Source organism: Streptomyces sp. NPDC057877 (genome assembly GCF_042796855.1).
In the GTDB taxonomy this organism is placed as follows: domain Bacteria; phylum Actinomycetota; class Actinomycetes; order Streptomycetales; family Streptomycetaceae; genus Streptomyces.
Genome location: NZ_JBHVMS010000008.1, coordinates 364429 through 380915, shown reverse-complemented (window position 1 = coordinate 380915; position 16487 = coordinate 364429). Strand labels below are relative to the sequence as shown.

Here is a 16487-nt window from a genome sequence, read left to right as displayed (position 1 = left end):
GTGAGACCATCACCACGCGGATCGCGGGCAACCGATCGGGGGCGATGTCACGCCATGACCGTCGCACCCCGCGCGGGCCCCGGCGCCGTGCGCACCGTCCGGCAGGTCCCGGACGCGCGCAGCCCGTCGGCGACCTTCGCCGCGGACTCGGGGTCGCGGGCGAGGAAGGCGGTGGTCGGCCCGGACCCGGAGACCAGCGCGGCCAGCGCCCCCGCGGCGGTGCCCGCGGCGAGGGTGTCGGCGAGGGCCGGGAAGAGGGAGAGCGCGGCGGGCTCGAGGTCGTTGGAGACCGCGGCGGCGAGCGCGTCCGCGTCGCCCTTGGCCAGCGCGTCGAGCAGCGGCCGCGAGGCCACGGGCCCGGGTACGTCGGTCCCCTCGGCGAGGCGGTCGAACTCCCGGAACACGGCCGGGGTGGACAGCCCCCGGTCCGCCATCGCGAACACCCAGTGGAAGACCCCGCCGACGTCCAGGGCCGTCAGCCTCTCCCCCCGCCCGGTCCCGAGCGCGGCCCCGCCGATCAGGCTGAACGGCACATCGCTGCCCAACTCGGCGCAGATGTCGAGCAGTTCACGGCGCGGGGCGGCCGTCCCCCACAGCGCGTCGCACGCCACCAGCGCGCCCGCGCCGTCCGCGCTGCCGCCCGCCATGCCGCCCGCGACGGGGATGTCCTTGGCGATGTGGAGGTGCACGTCCGGGGTACGGCCGTAGCGCGCTGCCAGCGCCTCGGCGGCCCGCGCGGCGAGGTTCGTACCGTCCAGGGGCACCTGACCGGCGTCCGGCCCGGCGCAGGTGACGCGGACGCCGTCGCCGGGGGCGGCCGGGGTCGCGGTGATCTCGTCGTACAGGCCGACGGCGAGGAAGACGTTGGCCAGGTCGTGGAAGCCGTCGGGCCGGGCGGCACCGACCGCGAGCTGGACGTTGACCTTGGCGGGGACGCGTACGGTGACGCTCACTGCTGACCCGGCTCCTTGTGCTCGGCGATGCGGGCGAACTCCTCGACGGTGAGCGCCTCCCCGCGGGCCTGCGGTGGGACTCCCGCCGCGACGAGGGCCGCCTCGGCCGCCGCCGCGGAACCGGCCCACCCGGCGAGCGCGGCCCGCAGCGTCTTGCGGCGCTGGGCGAACGCCGCGTCGACGACCGCGAAGACCTCGCGCCGGGACGCGGTCGTCTTGATCGGCTCGGTGCGGCGGGTGAGCGCGACGAGGCCGCTGTCGACGTTCGGCGCGGGCCAGAAGACGTTGCGGCCGATCGCCCCGGCCCGCTTGACGTCGGCGTACCAGTTGGCCTTGACCGACGGGACGCCGTACACCTTCGAGCCGGGGGCGGCGGCGAGGCGGTCGGCGACCTCGGACTGCACCATGACGAGGGTGCGCTCGATGCTCGGGAAGGTGTCGAGCATGTGCAGCAGCACCGGGACGGCGACGTTGTACGGCAGGTTCGCCACGAGCGCGGTGGGCGGCGGGCCCGGCAGGTCGGTGACGTGCATCGCGTCGGTGTGCACCAGCGCGAAGCGGTCGGCGCGCTCGGGCAGGCGGGCGGCGATGGTCGCGGGGAGCGCCCCGGCGAGTACGTCGTCGATCTCCACCGCGGTGACGTGCGCCGCCACCTCCAGCAGCGCGAGGGTGAGCGAGCCCAGGCCCGGGCCCACCTCCACGACGTTGTCCTCCGGGTGGACCTCCGCCGTGCGGACGATGCGGCGGACCGTGTTCGCGTCGATCACGAAGTTCTGGCCGCGCTGCTTGGTGGGACGCACACCGAGGGCTGCCGCCAGCTCACGGACGTCGGCGGGGCCCAGGAGGGCGTCGGGGGTGGGGCTGCTGCTCACGGGACAAGGGTACGGGTGGGTGGGGGCCGGGGTCGTCATGGTGCTCAGCCGTGCAACCGCGACCCGCAATGCGGCCAGGGCGTCGCCCCTCGCCGCACGTACAGCTTCTTCGCGCGGTACGTCTGTTCCGAGGCCGACGCGTCCTGGGGTCGGCCCTGCCCGCCGAGCGTCTGCCAGGTGTGCGTGTCGAACTGGTACAGGCCGCCGTACGTCCCGGAGGCGTCCACCGCGTCGGGGCGCCCGCCCGACTCGCACTCCGCGAGCCCCTGCCAGTTCAGGTGGTCGGCCCCGTGGACGGACGAGGGCATCGGCCGCGTGCCCACCTTGACCACCTGCTCCCGGGGCTCCCGCAGCACCTCCGTCTTCACGCGCCGGGGCCGCTCCTCCACCCCGTTGACCGTCCGGAGCAGGTATGTGACGCGCCGCAGGCCCGGCTGGCCCGCCTGGTCCACGATCTCGGTGCCCTTGAACACCATCGGGTCGGGCACCCGCCGTACCTCGAAGGGGATCTCCTCGTCCCGTACCTCCCGCACCCCGGTGATCCGCAGCACGGTGATGGTCTGCCCGTCGCGCGGGAAGCTCCCCGGCGCCACGGAAGTGGTGTCCTGCGCGCGCAGGGTGACCCCGGCCTCCTCGACGGCCTCGCGGACGGTCGCCACGTTGGTGCGGATGGTCCGGGCCCGCCCGTCGGCCATGACGGTCACCGCCCGTTCGGTACGGACGTCCAGCGCGAGCCCCTCCCGGCCGATCCGCCGGGAGGGCGGGGCGGAGAGGTGGGCGCCCGCCGAGCGCACCCCGAACTCCCGGAGCGCGCCCTCGACCGTGCGCGCCGTCGTCCACACCTCGCGCCGCTCACCGTCGAGGGTGAGCCGCAGGGGGCGCCCGTAGCGCACGGCGATCTCGTCGCCGCTGGTGAGGGCGGTGCCGGGGGCGGGGGTGACCACGTCACGCGTCCCCAGCCGGACGCCCTCGTCGGCGAGCAGTTCGGTGACGTCGTCGGCGAAGGTGTGCAGCCGCCGGGGCTGTCCGTCGACGTTCAGTTCGACCGCCTTGTCCTCGGCGACGAACGCGGTGGTGCCGCCCGCGAGGAACGCCACCACCAGCGCCCTCGGCAGCAGCCGCCCCACGGAGCCGTCCCGCGGCGCGGACCGGGCCCTGCGGGATCCGCGCCGGTGCGACGACGGCCGTCTTCCCGACGGCGGCTGGGCCTGCCGCGGCAGCGTGTACGGCGGTGCCGTCAGCCCGTCCCCCAGCGTCTGCGCGCTGTGCACGTCCGCGGGCGCCTCGTACGTCGACGTCCCGTACTGCGAGTTACTCATTGCCGACACGCTCCAAGGGTCCGGACCGGGCCCAGAACCTAGCGGAGCGCCCGTCACTCTCCAAAGCGACGCGACTACGACCCGTCAACGAGGACGTGGCTGGTCAGTAACCGAAGGCGCGGGCCGTGTTCGCCCCCAGCGCCGTCGCCAACGCGTCCTCGTCGATGCCCCGCACGGCGGCCATCGCGCGTACCGTCACCGGAACGAGATAGGGCGCGTTGGGCCGCCCGCGGTACGGGGCCGGGGTGAGGAAGGGCGCGTCCGTCTCCACCAGGACCAGTTCCAGCGGGGCCACCGTCAGCGCGTCCCGCAGGTTCTGGGCGTTCTTGAAGGTGACGTTGCCCGCGAAGGACATGTAGTAGCCCGCGCGGGCGCACACCTCGGCCATCTCGGCGTCGCCGGAGTAGCAGTGGAAGACGGTCCGCTCGGGCGCGCCTTCCTCCTTCAGCACCCGCAGGACGTCCGCGTGGGCGTCCCGGTCGTGGATGACGAGGGCCTTGCCGTGCCGCTTGGCGATGTCGATGTGGGCGCGGAAGGAACGCTCCTGGGCCGCCTTGCCCTCCGGTCCGGTCCGGAAGTAGTCCAGGCCCGTCTCACCGACCGCCTTGACCTGCTGAAGCGCGGCCAGCCGGTCGATCTCGGCGAGCGCGTCGTCGAGGGCGGCGTCCCCGCCCGGCTCCCGCGCCCCCTGCCGCGACCAGCCGTCGGGGTCGCCGTGCACGATCCGCGGGGCCTCGTTGGGGTGCAGGGCGACGGCCGCGTGGACGTTCTCGTACGCCGCCGCCGTCTCGGCCGCCCAGCGCGAGCCGTTGATGTCGCAGCCGACCTGCACGACCGTGGTGACCCCGACCGACGCGGCCTTCGCGAGCCCCTCCGCCACCGTGCCGGACTGCATGTCGAGGTGCGTGTGGGAGTCGGCGACCGGCACCCTCAGGGGCTGCGGCAGGGGCGGTGCTTCGGCGTCACGGGAAGGCATGCCCCGATCCTACGAAAGCCGGGCGGACGCCTCCGCCCTCACCGGCGCTGGAAGGGATGCAGCAGGTCGGACAGCTGCCAGTGGTGTCCGGGCCGCCGCGCCCGGGAGGCGTCCCGCGCGGACGACACCCGCCCCGGCCGCATGATCCGCACCAGGTGCCCGTCACAGTTGGCACACGCGGGACGGCTCAGCGGCGACGGCACGACACGCCCCTCGACGACGTACCGCACGAACTCACGGCCCTCGGCGTTCGTGTGGTGCTCGATCGCGTACGACTGCTCCCACCCGTGCCCGCACCGCATGCAGGCGAACGAATAGGACTCGTGTACGACGGCGATCCGGCTGGCGTCCTGACTCATGCCGACTCCCCTTTTGATCCGCTGGGGGACGTTCCGCCCCACCCCCAGTGCATGCCCGGGAAGCCCGCAAAGCCACGTCAACTACCCACTGTTGCCCAGCATTTGAGCCCTCCTTGCCCAACGCCGGGGCCCCCTTTACCGGCCCATGGCCCAACCCTCAGAGGCGCGGGGCCGTGACAGCATGCGGCTCCGCCGCCTGGGCGCGCCCAGCCACGACGGACCCGCACCCGCTCACGGCGACTTCTTGGCGGCCACCACCGCGTCGAAGACGACCCGCTTCGGCACCCCCGCCTCCACCGCCACCGCCGCGATCGCCTCCTTGCGCCGCTCCCCGGCCTCCTCCCGCACCCGCACCCGCCGCACCAGCTCCTCCGGGCCGACCTCCTCCGCCCCCTTCTCGGGCGCGCCCTCGACCACCACGGTGATCTCCCCGCGCACCCCCTCCGCCGCCCACACCGCCAGCTCGGCGAGCGGCCCGCGCCGTACCTCCTCGTACGTCTTGGTCAGCTCGCGGCAGACGGCGGCCCGCCGCTCGCCGCCGAAGACCTCGGCCATCGCGGCGAGGGTGTCGTCGAGCCGGTGGGGAGCCTCGAAGTAGACGAGGGTGCGGCGCTCGCCCGCGACGTCACGCAGCCGGGACAGCCGCTCACCGGCCTTGCGGGGCAGGAACCCCTCGAAGCAGAACCGGTCGACCGGCAGCCCGGACAGGGCGAGCGCGGTGAGCACGGCGGACGGTCCGGGCACGGCGGTGACCCGCACGTCCCGCTCCACCGCCGCGGCGACCAGCCGGTACCCCGGGTCGGACACGGACGGCATCCCGGCGTCCGTGACGAGCAGCACGCGCGCCCCGCCCGTCAGCTCCTCCACCAGCTCGGGCGTGCGGGCGGCCTCGTTGCCCTCGAAGTAGGAGACGACGCGCCCCTTGGGGGTCACACCGAGGGCCTGCGTCAGTCGGCGCAGCCGCCGGGTGTCCTCGGCGGCGACCACGTCGGCCGCCGCCAGTTCCTCGGCGAGCCGGGGCGGCGCGTCCGCGATGTCACCGATGGGGGTACCTGCCAGCACGAGGGTTCCAGTCACTCCCCCATCCTCCCAGCCCCCGCGAGGCACCCGATATCCGGACGCAACCGGCCCCGTGCCCCCATGCGCGGGACTCGCACAGAAGCGTTCCCTACGATGGCGCGGTGACCAGTACCGCGTCCTCCACGGACACCCGGCAGGACCAGGCCCCGCACGAGCAGCGGACGCCGTGGCAGCAGCGGCTGCGCCGATTCGGTTACCAACCGGCGCGCCCGCGCGGCGACGTCCGGGAGCGGCTGGTACCGCCGTACACCGCGCCGGGGCCACGGCTGTGGGCCGCGCTCGGGGTGCGCCACACGCTGGCCGAACGGATCGCCCGCTGGTCGGGCTGGGGCGGTCCGCTGCTGGTGGCGCTGTTCGCGGGGGTGCTGCGGTTCTGGAACCTGGGCAACCCGAAGGCGGTGATATTCGACGAGACGTACTACGCCAAGGACGCGTGGGCGCTCGTCCACCGCGGTTTCGAGGTCAACTGGGAGAAGAACGCCAACGACCTGATCCTGTCCTCGGGCGGTGACGTCCCGATCCCGACGGACGCGGCGTACGTCGTCCATCCGCCGGTCGGCAAGTACGTCATCGGGCTCGGCGAACTGGTCTTCGGCTTCGACCCGTTCGGCTGGCGTTTCATGCCCGCCCTGCTCGGCACCCTCGCCGTGCTCCTGCTGTGCCGGATCGGACGGCGGCTGTTCCGCTCGACGTTCCTGGGCTGTCTGGCGGGCGCGCTGCTCGCGCTGGACGGTCTGCACTTCGTGATGAGCCGGACCGCGCTGCTGGACAGCGTGCTGATGTTCTTCGTGCTGGCCGCGTTCGGCTGTCTGCTGGTCGACCGGGACCGGGCGCGGGAGCGGCTCGCCGCCGCGCTGCCGGTGGACGCGGACGGCAGGGTCCGCCCGGACGCGCACATCGCGGAGACGACCCGGCTGGGGTGGCGGCCGTGGCGCTGGACGGCGGGCGTGATGATGGGCCTGGCGATCGGCACCAAGTGGAACGGCCTCTACGTGCTGGCCGCGTTCTGTGTGATGGCGGTGCTGTGGGACGTGGGCGCGCGGCGGGTGGCGGGCGCCCGGAACGCGTACGTGGCGGTCGCCAAGCGCGACCTGGGCCTGGCGGCGCTCGCCACCGTGCCCGTCGCGGTCCTCACCTACTTCGCGTCGTGGACCGGCTGGATCCTCTCCGCGTCGGACGGTTCCGGCGGCTACTACCGCGACTGGGCCACCGCGAACGGCCGCAGCAGCGACTGGGGCTGGCTGTTCCCGGACTGGTGGCTGAGCCTGTGGCACTACGAGCACCAGGTGTACGACTTCCACGTGGGCCTGTCCTCGCCGCACACCTATGAGTCCAACCCGTGGAGCTGGCTGGTCCTGGGCCGCCCGGTGTCGTACTTCTACGAGTCCCCGGCGCCCGGCAAGGACGGCTGTCCGCTGGACGCGGGCGACAAGTGCGCGCGCGAGGTGCTGGCTCTGGGCACGCCGGTGCTGTGGTGGGCGGCCTGTTTCGCGCTGCTGTACGTGCTGTGGCGGTGGCTGTTCCGGCGTGACTGGCGGGCGGGCGCGATCGCCTGCGCGGTCGCGGCGGGCTATCTGCCGTGGTTCCTGTACCAGGAGCGGACGATCTTCTTCTTCTACGCCAACGTCTTCGTGCCGTTCCTGTGCCTGGCGGTGGCGATGCTGATCGGCGCCCTGCTCGGCCCGCCCGGCGCCCGCGACACACGCCGGGTCGCGGGGGCGGCGGGCGCGGGGGTGCTGGTGCTGCTGATCGCCTGGAACTTCATCTACTTCTATCCGCTGTACACCGGCCAGGCGATCCCGATCGATGACTGGCGTTCACGCATGTGGTTGGACACTTGGGTCTGACCTGGCCCTGAGCCGGTCACCGGTCTCCGTTCGGACACCATACGAGAACAGACGTAAACAACACTCACACCCCTCCAGCCTCACCGTTTACAGTCGAAGGTCCGCAACGGGGAGGGGACCGCGCGATGCGCAAGGGGGTCAAGGCTGCCGTCGTGGGCAGTGTGTTCGCCGCGATGATCGGGGGCGCCGGGTACGGGGCGTTCAACTTCGTGTCCGCGCTGAGCGACGACGGCGGGCAGTCGGAGGTCAAGAGCGGGCCGCCCAGCGACGACGAGGTGCGGGAGACCGCGCAGGCGTTCTTCACGGCCTGGGAGCAGGGCGACGGGGCCAAGGCGGCCGAGTACACGGACAACGCGGGCGCGGCCAGGCCGCTGCTGGCGTCCTTCGGGCAGACCGCGCACATCGCGGACGTGAAGATCACGCCGGGGGCGGCGAAGGGCGAGACCGTGCCCTTCTCGGTGCGGGCGACGGTGTCGTACGAGGGCGAGAGCAAGAAGCTGGCGTACGACAGCAAGCTGAGCGTGGTGCGCGGGGTCACCACCGGGCGGGCGCTGGTCGACTGGAAGCCCAGCGTCGTCCATCCGCAGCTGAAGGACGGGGACACCCTGGTCACCGGGGAGTCGGAGCAGGCGCCGATCGAGGCCGTCGACCGCGACGGCACCGTGCTGTCGAAGGAGGAGTACCCCTCCCTCGGGCCGGTCCTGGACGAGCTGCGCGCCAAGTACGGCGACACCGCGGGTGGCACGCCCGGCGTCGAACTGACGATCCAGCACACCGCGACCGGCGCGCCCGACACCCCGCTGCTGACGGTCACCGAGGGCGAGGCGGGCGAGCTGCGCACGACGCTGAGCGCGTCCGTGCAGGCGGCGGCCGAGAAGGCGGTCGAGAAGTACGACGAGTCGTCGGTGGTGGCGGTCAAGCCGAGCACCGGCGAGGTGCTGGCGGTCGCCAACAACCGCGCGGACGGCTTCAACGCGGCCTTCCAGGGGCGGGTCGCACCCGGCTCCACAATGAAGATCATCACCGCCGCGATGCTCATCGACAACGGCGTGACCTCGATGAACGGCCCGGCGCCCTGCCCGAACACGGCCGTCTGGCAGAGCCAGACCTTCGAGAACCTCACCGGCCTTGAGCCCAACGAGGGCGCCACCCTGGCCAACAGCTTCCTGCGCTCGTGCAACACGGCGTTCATCAAGCTCGTCGACGAGCAGCCGCTCACGGACGCCTCGCTGACGGCGGAGGCCGAGGAGCGGTTCGGGCTCGGCCGGGACGACTGGAAGACCGGCATCGTCTCCTTCGACGGCAGCGTCCCCGCCTCCGGCGGCCCGGACCGCGCGGCCAACGCCATCGGCCAGGGCCAGGTGCAGATGAACCCCCTGAACATGGCCTCGGTGACGGCGACCGCGATGACCGGAACGTTCCGTCAGCCGTATCTGGTCTCGCCGGAGCTGGACGACCGGGAACTGGCGCAGGCCAAGGGCCTGGACCCGAACACCGCATCCCAGCTGAAGCAGATGATGCGCCTGACGGCCACCCAGGGCACCGGCGCGCCGGTGATGAACAAGCTCGGCGGTGACATCGGCGCCAAGACCGGTACCGCGGAGGTCGACGGCTCCGACCTCAACAGTTGGTTCACCGGCTTCCGCGACGACGTGGCCGCGGCGGCGATGACCGAGGGCGGCGGCCACGGCGGCGACGCGGCCGGGCCCATCGTGGCCAGTGTCCTGGCCGCGGGCTGAAACCGGGACACCGCCAAGCGGCGTCAACCATTCCGGATGGCTCCGCGACGGGACTCCGGGGTGGTGCCGTCGTTGGGTGGTAGGTACGGGCAGGGCACGGGGGAGCCGGGACGAGTACGGAGGAACGGGTAACTGTGGGCAGGAGAAGGCGCGTCGCCGAGCGGCGGAGCACGAGGCGGCCCGTCGTCGTCGGCGGAGTGATCGCCGTGGCGGCCGTCGGAGCCGGGATCGGCGCCTGGGCGCTGTTCGGCGGCACCGAGGGCGAGGCCACGGCGACCGTCGCCGCCGGGGAGAAGACCGCCAGGACGGGACCGCTGAGCGCGGCCGAGGTCACCCGGGCCGCCGAGGCGTTCCTCACCGCCTGGCAGAACGGCGACGCGGCCGGGGCCGCGGCGGCGACCGACGACCCCGCCGCGGCGAAGCCGCTGCTGACCGGCTACACCGAGGACGCCCACATCGAGGACGTCGCCATCGCCCCGGGCACCCGGGTGGGCGACCGGCTGCCGTTCTCCGTCAAGGCGACGGTGACCCACGACGACGTCAGCAAGCCGCTGGCGTACGACAGCGCGCTGACCGTCGTACGCGACACCTCGGACGGCAGGCCGCTGGTCGACTGGGCGCCCTCCGTGGTGCACCCCGAGCTGAAGGACGGCGACCGGCTGGTCACCGGGGAGGCGGGCACCCCGCCGGTGACCGCCCTCGACCGGGACGGCGGCAAGCTGACCACCGACGCCTACCCGTCGCTGGCGCCGGTCCTGGACGGCCTGCGCGAGAAGTACGGCAAGACCGCCGGGGGCACCGCGGGCGTCGAACTGCGCGTGGTGCGCGGCAAGGCGGCCAAGGACGACCAGGGCGCGGAGCTGTCCGACAAGACGCTCCTCGAGCTGAGCGAGGGCACCCCGGGCGAGGTGCGGACCACCCTGAGCCCGTCCCTGCAGAAGGCGGCGGAACAGCAGGTCGCCGCCAAGGAGCGGGCGTCGGTGGTGGTGCTGCGCCCGTCCACGGGCGAGATCCTCGCGGTCGCCAACTCCTCGACGGGCTTCAACACCGCCTTCCAGGGTTCCCTCGCCCCCGGCTCCACGATGAAGGTCATCTCCGCGTCACTGCTGCTGGAGAAGGGCCTGGCGGCGAACGACAAGCCGCACCCGTGCCCGAAGTACTTCAGCTACGGCGGCTGGAAGTTCCAGAACGACGACAAGTTCAAGATCGAGGACGGCACCTTCAAGGCGAGCTTCGCCCGCTCCTGCAACACCGCCTTCATCAGCCAGGCGCCGGAGCTGGAGGACGACGACCTGACCAAGCAGGCGCAGCAGGTGTTCGGGCTCGGCATGGACAACTGGGCGGTGGGCGTGCCCACCTTCGACGGCGCGGTGCCGGTGACCTCGGACGCCCCGATGGGCGCCTCCCTGATCGGGCAGGGCCTGGTCCGGATGAACCCGCTGAACATGGCGTCGGTGTCGGCGACCGTCCAGTCCGGCGTCTTCCGCCAGCCGTACCTGGTGGCCCCGTCGGTGGACGACCGCAAGCTGGCCACCGCCTCCCGGACGATGTCCGCGAGCACCCTCGCCCAGCTGCGGGAGCTGATGTCCTACACGGCCGCCTACGGCACGGCGGCGGAGGCGATGGCGGGCGTCAGCGGCAGCGTCGGCGCGAAGACCGGTTCGGCCGAGGTCGACAACCAGAAGAAGCCCAACGGCTGGTTCACCGCCTACCGGGGCGACCTGGCCGCCGCGGGCGTGGTCCAGGCGGCCGGACACGGCGGCGAGACGGCGGGCCCGATCGTCGCGGCGCTGCTCAAGCAGGGCGGGTGACCGGCGTACCCGCCTCCAGGTAGGTGCGGCGCAGGAAGCGGACCAGGGTCTTGGACTCGAACTGGACGACCGAGACGCCCTTCGCGGAGTGCAGTTCCACGACGGCCTGGACCCGGCCGCAGGGCCACACCCGGATCTCACCGCTCCCGGCCGGGGCGCGCAGCCCCTGCTCCAGCAGGGAGCGGGAGAGGGTCCACTCGTGTGGTCCGGGCAGGCCTATCCGCACGGAGCGGGGGTCGCTGTCGGGGTCGTAGCGCAGGACGACCGGGATGGCCCCCCGCTCGGTCTGCACCTGGTCGTCCGTGTCCGTGACGATCTGGGCTCGTGCGTGCTCTTCGACTACAGACATCGGGCGGCCCCTAACGCTGAGTGACCTATGTGAAAGCCATGAATCCGCTTCCACTCCAATGTCCCACATATCGGGGATTACACCCTGCGGAGCCGTTGCGTATCTCACGAGTGAGATAACGACCACCTCGCTCTTGCAACCCGTTCGCATTAAGCCACTATCATCGAACGGTGCATGTACCTGACGGATTCATCGACGCCCCCACCTCCGCCGCGACCGGCCTGATCGCCGCGGGCGCCGTGGCCGTGAGCCTGCGCGGGGCGCGCAGGGAACTGGACGAGCGCACCGCGCCGCTGGCCGGTCTGGTGGCCGCGTTCATCTTCGCGGTGCAGATGCTGAACTTCCCGGTTGCCGCCGGGACCAGCGGACACCTGCTCGGCGGCGCGCTGGCCGCGATACTCGTGGGCCCCTACACCGGGGTCCTGTGTGTGTCCGTCGTCCTGCTGATGCAGGGCATCCTCTTCGCGGACGGCGGTCTGACCGCGCTCGGCGTGAACATCACCAACATGGCGATCGTCACCACCGTCGTCGCCTACGCCCTCTTCCGGGGCCTGGTGAAGGTGGGGCCGCGCACCCGCCGTACCGTCACCGTCGCCGCCTTCGTCGCCGCGCTGGTCTCGGTGCCCGCCTCGGCGCTCGCGTTCACCGCCATGTACGCGATCGGCGGCACCACCGACGTCTCCCTCGGCAAGGTCGCCACCGCGATGGTCGGCGTGCACGTCCTCATCGGCATCGGCGAGGCCGTCATCACCGCGCTGACCGTCGGCGCGGTCATCGCCGTACGCCCGGACCTGGTGTACGGGGCGCGCGGCCTGACGCAGCGGCTGAAACTGCGGGTGAACGGCGAACTCGTCGACGCCCCGGCCGCCGAGCCGGAGCCGGTCGCCGTCGCCGCCCGCTCGCCGCGCCGGGTGTGGATCGCCGGTCTGGTCACCTCCCTCGTCCTCGCCGGGTTCGTCAGCTTCTACGCCTCCGCCGACCCCGACGGCCTGGAGAAGGTCGCCTCCGACAACGGCATCGACGAGAAGGCCGAGGACCACGGCCTCGCCGACTCCCCGCTCGCCGACTACGGCGTCAAGGACGTCGAGGACGCCCGCCTCTCCGGCGGCCTCGCGGGCGTGGTCGGCGTCGGGGTCACGGTCGTCGCGGGCACGGGCGTGTTCTGGGCGGTGCGCAGGCGCCGCACGCCGGACGCCAGCCCGACCGACACGACCACGACGACCAGCGTCTGACATGGGCGCCGGGCACGCACACCGGCTCTACCGGCACGGACACTCCCCCGTGCACGGTCTGCCGCCGCACACCAAGCTGGCCGCCGCGTTCGCCTTCGTGGTCGTGGTGGTCTCCACGCCGCGCGAGGCGATGTGGGCGTTCGGGCTGTACGCCGTCCTGCTCGCCGGGGTCGCGTGGACGGCGCGCGTGCCGCCCGGGTTCCTGCTGAAGCGGCTGCTGATCGAGGTGCCGTTCGTCGCGTTCGCCGTACTCCTGCCGTTCGTGGCGGAGGGCGAGCGCGTGGACGTCCTGGGCATGTCGCTGAGCGTCAGCGGACTGTGGGGCGCCTGGAACGTGCTGGCCAAGGGCACCCTCGGCGTCGCCACCTCCGTCCTGCTCGCCTCCACCACCGAACTGCGCGAACTGCTCCTCGGCCTCCAGCGCCTGCGGCTGCCCCCGCTGCTGGTGCAGATCGCGTCCTTCATGATCCGGTACGGCGATGTCATCACCGACGAGATGCGGCGGATGCGGATCGCCCGCGAGTCCCGGGGCTTCGAGGCCCGGGGGACGCGCCACTGGGGCGTCCTCGCCAAGTCGGCGGGCGCGCTGTTCATCCGCTCCTACGAACGCGGGGAGCGCGTGCACCTGGCCATGGTGAGCCGGGGGTACGCCGGTGCCATGCCGGTCATCGACGAGGTGACCGCCTCGCGCGCCCAGTGGTCGTACGCCTTCACCCTGCCCGCCGCCGCCCTCGTCGTATGTCTGCTGGGATGGACCCTGTGACCGCACCCGTGCCCCCCTCCCTCGAGGTCTCCGGCCTCGCCTTCGCCTACCCCGACGGCCACCAGGCCCTGTTCGGCGTGGACTTCCGCGTCGAGCGCGGTGAGCGGGTCGCGCTGCTCGGCCCCAACGGCGCCGGGAAGACCACCCTCGTGCTGCACCTCAACGGCATCCTCGGCGGCGGCACCGGATCGGTGACGGTGGCCGGGCTGCCGGTCGGCAGGAAGCACATGGCCGCGATCCGGCAGAAGGTCGGCATCGTCTTCCAGGACCCGGACGACCAGCTGTTCATGCCGACCGTCCGCGAGGACGTCGCGTTCGGCCCGGCGGCGGCCGGACTGAAGGGCGACGAGCTGCACGCGCGCGTGGAGCACGCCCTGCGGCAGGTCGGCATGGCGGAGTACCTGGACCGCCCCCCGCACCACCTCTCCTTCGGCCAGCGGCGGCGCGTGGCGGTGGCGACCGTCCTCGCGATGGAACCGGAGATCCTCGTCCTCGACGAGCCCTCCTCCAACCTCGACCCGGCCTCCCGCCGCGAACTCGCCGACATCCTGCGCTCCCTGGACGTCACGGTCCTGATGGTCACCCACGACCTGCCCTACGCCCTCGAACTGTGCCCCCGCTCGCTGATCCTCAGCGACGGCGTCATCGCCGCCGACGGCCCCACCGGCAAGCTGCTCTCCGACGACACCCTGATGCGGGCCCACCGCCTGGAGCTGCCCTTCGGGTTCGACCCGCGGTCCGTGACCCTCGGCACGTGAACGGCCACCCCAGGAATCGACGGCCAGACCCCCGTGTTCCCCTCACGGGCACAGGCGGGACGAGCGATCGGAGTACGGACGTGAACGACGTCGTGGACGTGCACGGCACGGTGGCCGAGGGCTTCGAACCGGTCAGGGAGGCGTTCGCGCGCAACTTCCGGACGCTCGGCGACCGGGGCGCCGCCGTCGCCGTCTACCGGGACGGGCACCGCGTCGTCGACCTGTGGGGCGGCGCCAAGGACGTCGACGGCACGCTGCCCTGGGAGCGCGGCACCGCCCAGATCGTGCGCTCCGCGACCAAGGGCGTCGCCGCCGCCGTACTCCTGCTGCTGCACCAGCGCGGCGAGCTGGACCTGGACGCGCCCGTCGGCCAGTGGTGGCCGGAGTACAAGGCGGCGGGCAAGGAGAAGACGCTCGTACGGCACCTGCTCGCGCACCGCGCCGGAGTGCCGGTCCTGGACCGGCCGCTGACGCCCGCCGAGGCCGCCGACCCCGACCTGGGCGCCGCCGCCGTCGCCGCGCAGGCGCCCGTGTGGGAGCCGGGCACCGACCACGGCTACCACGCGCAGACCTACAGCTGGCTGACCGGCGAGCTGGTCCGCCGGGTCACCGGGCGGCCGATCGGCGCGTGGATCGCCGACGAGATCGCCGGGCCGGTCGGCGCCGACTTCTGGCTCGGGCTGCCCGACGCCATCGCCTCCCGCGCGGGCCGGGTGGGGCGGATCGAGGTGTCGGCCGCGTCCGGCGCGCTGCGCACCCGGCCCAAGCAGGCCGTCGTCGACGCCTACGCCGACCCCGACTCCCTCACCAGCCGCGCCTTCGCCGCGATCACCCCGGTGCCCGACGAGAACGACCCCGGCTACCGCGCCGCCGCCCTGCCCGCCTCCAGCGGCATCGCCACCGCCGACGGACTCGCCCGCGTCTACGCCGCCCTGATCGGCGAAGTGGACGGCGGCACCCGGCTGTTCACCCCGGAGACGGTCGCACTCGCGCGCGGTGAGCGGTCCGCGGGCCCCGACCGGGTCCTGGTCGTCGGCACCCGCTTCGGCCTCGGCCACATGCTGCACGGCGCCGCCTCCCCGCTGCTGTCCCCGGCCTCCTTCGGGCACCCCGGCCGCGGCGGCGCGCTGGGCTTCGCCGACCCGGAGGCGGGCATCGCCTTCGGCTATGTGACCAACGGCTTCCGTACGAGCGTGACGGCGGACCCGCGGGCGCAGGCGCTGGTGCGGGCGGTGCGCGCGGCGATCGGGTAACCGGTCCGGCAACAGACCCCGGCGACCGTTCGCACCCGCGATCAGTCAGGGCGCCGTACGCCTTCCGATCATCGGCTGGGAGCACCGTGGTGGGGCTGCGCCGCCTCGGTGAAGTCGGCACGGCCCTTCGGATCGAGCCATCCGTCGGGCCGTGCCGTGAATGCGCCGGGTGGGCGTTTATACGTGAATCGGGTGCGAGGTGCGGCCGGACGCCGCGTCGATCTCGTCGTGCGCCTTGGTGAGCAGTTGCATGGCGAGTTCGTTGAGGGCGCGTGCCCCGGCGATCTCCTCGCCGACCCTTGGCTGATTCGCGTCCGTGTGGTGCCTGCTGGCGTTGCCGTGGGCCCGTACCTCGGACCCGTCCGGCAGCCGTACCAGCGCGGCAGCCTTGGTGTGCTGGGCGTCCTCCTGGAACTCCAGCTCCACGTGCCATCCCACTGTGGTGTGCATCGTCATGACGGTCACCTCCGGAATACCTGCTTCCAGAGTGCCCCTCGGAGCAACCGGACGCACCTACCGAAATGTCATGTGGATGTCGTCGAACGTTCCGCGCGGGGGGAGAGCCTCGCGTACATGACATCCCGAAGAGCGAAACTGCGACTGACCGTGTCCATGGCGCTGGCCGCCTTCATGCTCACGCTCACCGGCGCCCTGACCCCGGCGGCCGCGGCGACCAACTGGTATTTCGTCAGCGACTACGCCTTCGCCTGCCTCAAGGCGCCCGAGGGCAGTCGGCCCTATGTCGGCGATTGCAGCGGCATCTCGCACACCTGGCACTGGGGATCGGAATCGAACAGCTGGGACGGCCACTCCATGCGCCGCCTGGTGAACAACCAGTCCGGTGACTGCCTCACCACGGACGACGCGGTGGACACCAACAGCGTCTGGATGGCCCCGTGCGGAGGCGGCCGTTCCGGACAGTTCTGGACCGCGGACAGCGCCTTCCTCCAGAACCAGAACGGAAACCACCTCGGCGTCTATGACAGCGGCTATCTCTACAGCCGCCTCCTCTCGGGCAATGTCATCGCGGAGCGGTACGTCTGGAGGGACTACACCCTCTGACGCGCGCCGTGGGGGGGGCGGGCCCCCCCCCCGCGGCACGCGGGCCGGCCCCCCCCCACCCCCACGACACCCCCCCCCCGGGGGCGGAGCGCCAAGGGGGGCCGAGGGAACGGG

Annotated in this window: 16 protein-coding genes; 8 read left to right on the top strand and 8 right to left on the bottom strand. The window is 72.8% G+C overall.

Going from position 1 to position 16487, the window contains the following annotated elements:
• Positions 1-47: 47 nt before the first annotated feature.
• The 6 genes from ACFVQG_RS25960 to rsmI form a co-directional block, all read right to left on the bottom strand.
• Positions 48-953, bottom strand: a complete 906-nt coding sequence (locus tag ACFVQG_RS25960) for a 4-(cytidine 5'-diphospho)-2-C-methyl-D-erythritol kinase (RefSeq protein ID WP_383387828.1) — start codon at positions 951-953, stop codon at positions 48-50.
• Positions 950-1864 carry a 16S rRNA (adenine(1518)-N(6)/adenine(1519)-N(6))-dimethyltransferase RsmA gene (gene rsmA / locus ACFVQG_RS25955; protein ID WP_383387826.1) on the bottom strand — a complete coding sequence of 305 codons (915 nt, stop codon included), beginning with the start codon at positions 1862-1864 and terminating at the stop codon, positions 950-952. The genes ACFVQG_RS25960 and rsmA overlap by 4 nt, the downstream gene beginning before the upstream one ends.
• Positions 1865-1869: 5 nt before the next feature.
• The gene (locus ACFVQG_RS25950) at positions 1870-3144 is read right to left on the bottom strand and encodes a ubiquitin-like domain-containing protein (protein WP_383387825.1); all 1275 of its coding nucleotides are present in this window, start codon (positions 3142-3144) and stop codon (positions 1870-1872) included.
• 103 nt (positions 3145-3247) lie between these two features.
• Complete coding sequence (locus ACFVQG_RS25945; RefSeq protein ID WP_383387822.1) at positions 3248-4120, bottom strand: TatD family hydrolase; 873 nt, start codon at positions 4118-4120, stop codon at positions 3248-3250.
• Between the two features lie 38 nt (positions 4121-4158).
• Positions 4159-4479 carry a hypothetical protein gene (locus ACFVQG_RS25940; RefSeq protein ID WP_383387820.1) on the bottom strand — a complete coding sequence of 107 codons (321 nt, stop codon included), beginning with the start codon at positions 4477-4479 and terminating at the stop codon, positions 4159-4161.
• A 231-nt stretch (positions 4480-4710) separates the two neighbouring features.
• Positions 4711-5556, bottom strand: coding sequence for a 16S rRNA (cytidine(1402)-2'-O)-methyltransferase (rsmI, locus tag ACFVQG_RS25935; RefSeq protein ID WP_383387819.1), 846 nt, complete (start codon positions 5554-5556; stop codon positions 4711-4713).
• A gap of 104 nt (positions 5557-5660) precedes the next feature.
• Here rsmI and ACFVQG_RS25930 point away from each other — a divergent pair, with 104 nt between their 5' ends.
• The 3 genes from ACFVQG_RS25930 (at position 5661) to ACFVQG_RS25920 (ending at position 10956) form a co-directional block, all read left to right on the top strand.
• Positions 5661-7406 carry a dolichyl-phosphate-mannose--protein mannosyltransferase gene (locus ACFVQG_RS25930; RefSeq protein WP_383387817.1) on the top strand — a complete coding sequence of 582 codons (1746 nt, stop codon included), beginning with the start codon at positions 5661-5663 and terminating at the stop codon, positions 7404-7406.
• Between the two features lie 125 nt (positions 7407-7531).
• The gene (locus ACFVQG_RS25925; protein ID WP_383387814.1) at positions 7532-9145 is read left to right on the top strand and encodes a penicillin-binding transpeptidase domain-containing protein; all 1614 of its coding nucleotides are present in this window, start codon (positions 7532-7534) and stop codon (positions 9143-9145) included.
• 134 nt (positions 9146-9279) lie between these two features.
• The gene (locus tag ACFVQG_RS25920) at positions 9280-10956 is read left to right on the top strand and encodes a penicillin-binding transpeptidase domain-containing protein (protein ID WP_383387810.1); all 1677 of its coding nucleotides are present in this window, start codon (positions 9280-9282) and stop codon (positions 10954-10956) included.
• On the opposite strand, the gene ACFVQG_RS25915 is transcribed toward ACFVQG_RS25920, so the two are convergent.
• A complete protein-coding gene (locus ACFVQG_RS25915) occupies positions 10940-11305 on the bottom strand; it encodes an SsgA family sporulation/cell division regulator (RefSeq protein ID WP_383387808.1) in 366 nt (121 codons plus the stop codon). The genes ACFVQG_RS25920 and ACFVQG_RS25915 overlap by 17 nt on opposite strands.
• 170 nt (positions 11306-11475) lie before the next feature.
• Between ACFVQG_RS25915 and ACFVQG_RS25910 the strand changes: the two genes are divergently transcribed.
• The 4 genes from ACFVQG_RS25910 to ACFVQG_RS25895 all read left to right on the top strand — a co-directional run bounded on the left by ACFVQG_RS25910 (position 11476) and on the right by ACFVQG_RS25895 (position 15311).
• A complete protein-coding gene (locus ACFVQG_RS25910; RefSeq protein ID WP_383387806.1) occupies positions 11476-12537 on the top strand; it encodes an energy-coupling factor ABC transporter permease in 1062 nt (353 codons plus the stop codon).
• A gap of 1 nt (position 12538) precedes the next feature.
• Positions 12539-13300: a cobalt ECF transporter T component CbiQ gene (gene cbiQ / locus ACFVQG_RS25905; protein ID WP_383387804.1), complete on the top strand. Its 762-nt coding sequence runs from the start codon at positions 12539-12541 to the stop codon at positions 13298-13300.
• Positions 13288-14058: an energy-coupling factor ABC transporter ATP-binding protein gene (locus ACFVQG_RS25900; RefSeq protein ID WP_383387803.1), complete on the top strand. Its 771-nt coding sequence runs from the start codon at positions 13288-13290 to the stop codon at positions 14056-14058. Before cbiQ ends, ACFVQG_RS25900 begins: the two co-directional genes overlap by 13 nt.
• Positions 14059-14150: 92 nt before the next feature.
• Complete coding sequence (locus ACFVQG_RS25895; RefSeq protein ID WP_383388110.1) at positions 14151-15311, top strand: serine hydrolase domain-containing protein; 1161 nt, start codon at positions 14151-14153, stop codon at positions 15309-15311.
• Positions 15312-15488: 177 nt separating this feature from the next.
• Here the strand turns inward: ACFVQG_RS25895 and ACFVQG_RS25890 are convergent, their stop codons facing one another.
• A complete protein-coding gene (locus ACFVQG_RS25890; RefSeq protein WP_383387801.1) occupies positions 15489-15767 on the bottom strand; it encodes a DUF1876 domain-containing protein in 279 nt (92 codons plus the stop codon).
• A gap of 117 nt (positions 15768-15884) precedes the next feature.
• Between ACFVQG_RS25890 and ACFVQG_RS25885 the strand changes: the two genes are divergently transcribed.
• Positions 15885-16373 carry a hypothetical protein gene (locus ACFVQG_RS25885; protein ID WP_383387799.1) on the top strand — a complete coding sequence of 163 codons (489 nt, stop codon included), beginning with the start codon at positions 15885-15887 and terminating at the stop codon, positions 16371-16373.
• The last annotated feature ends 114 nt before the right edge of the window (positions 16374-16487 follow it).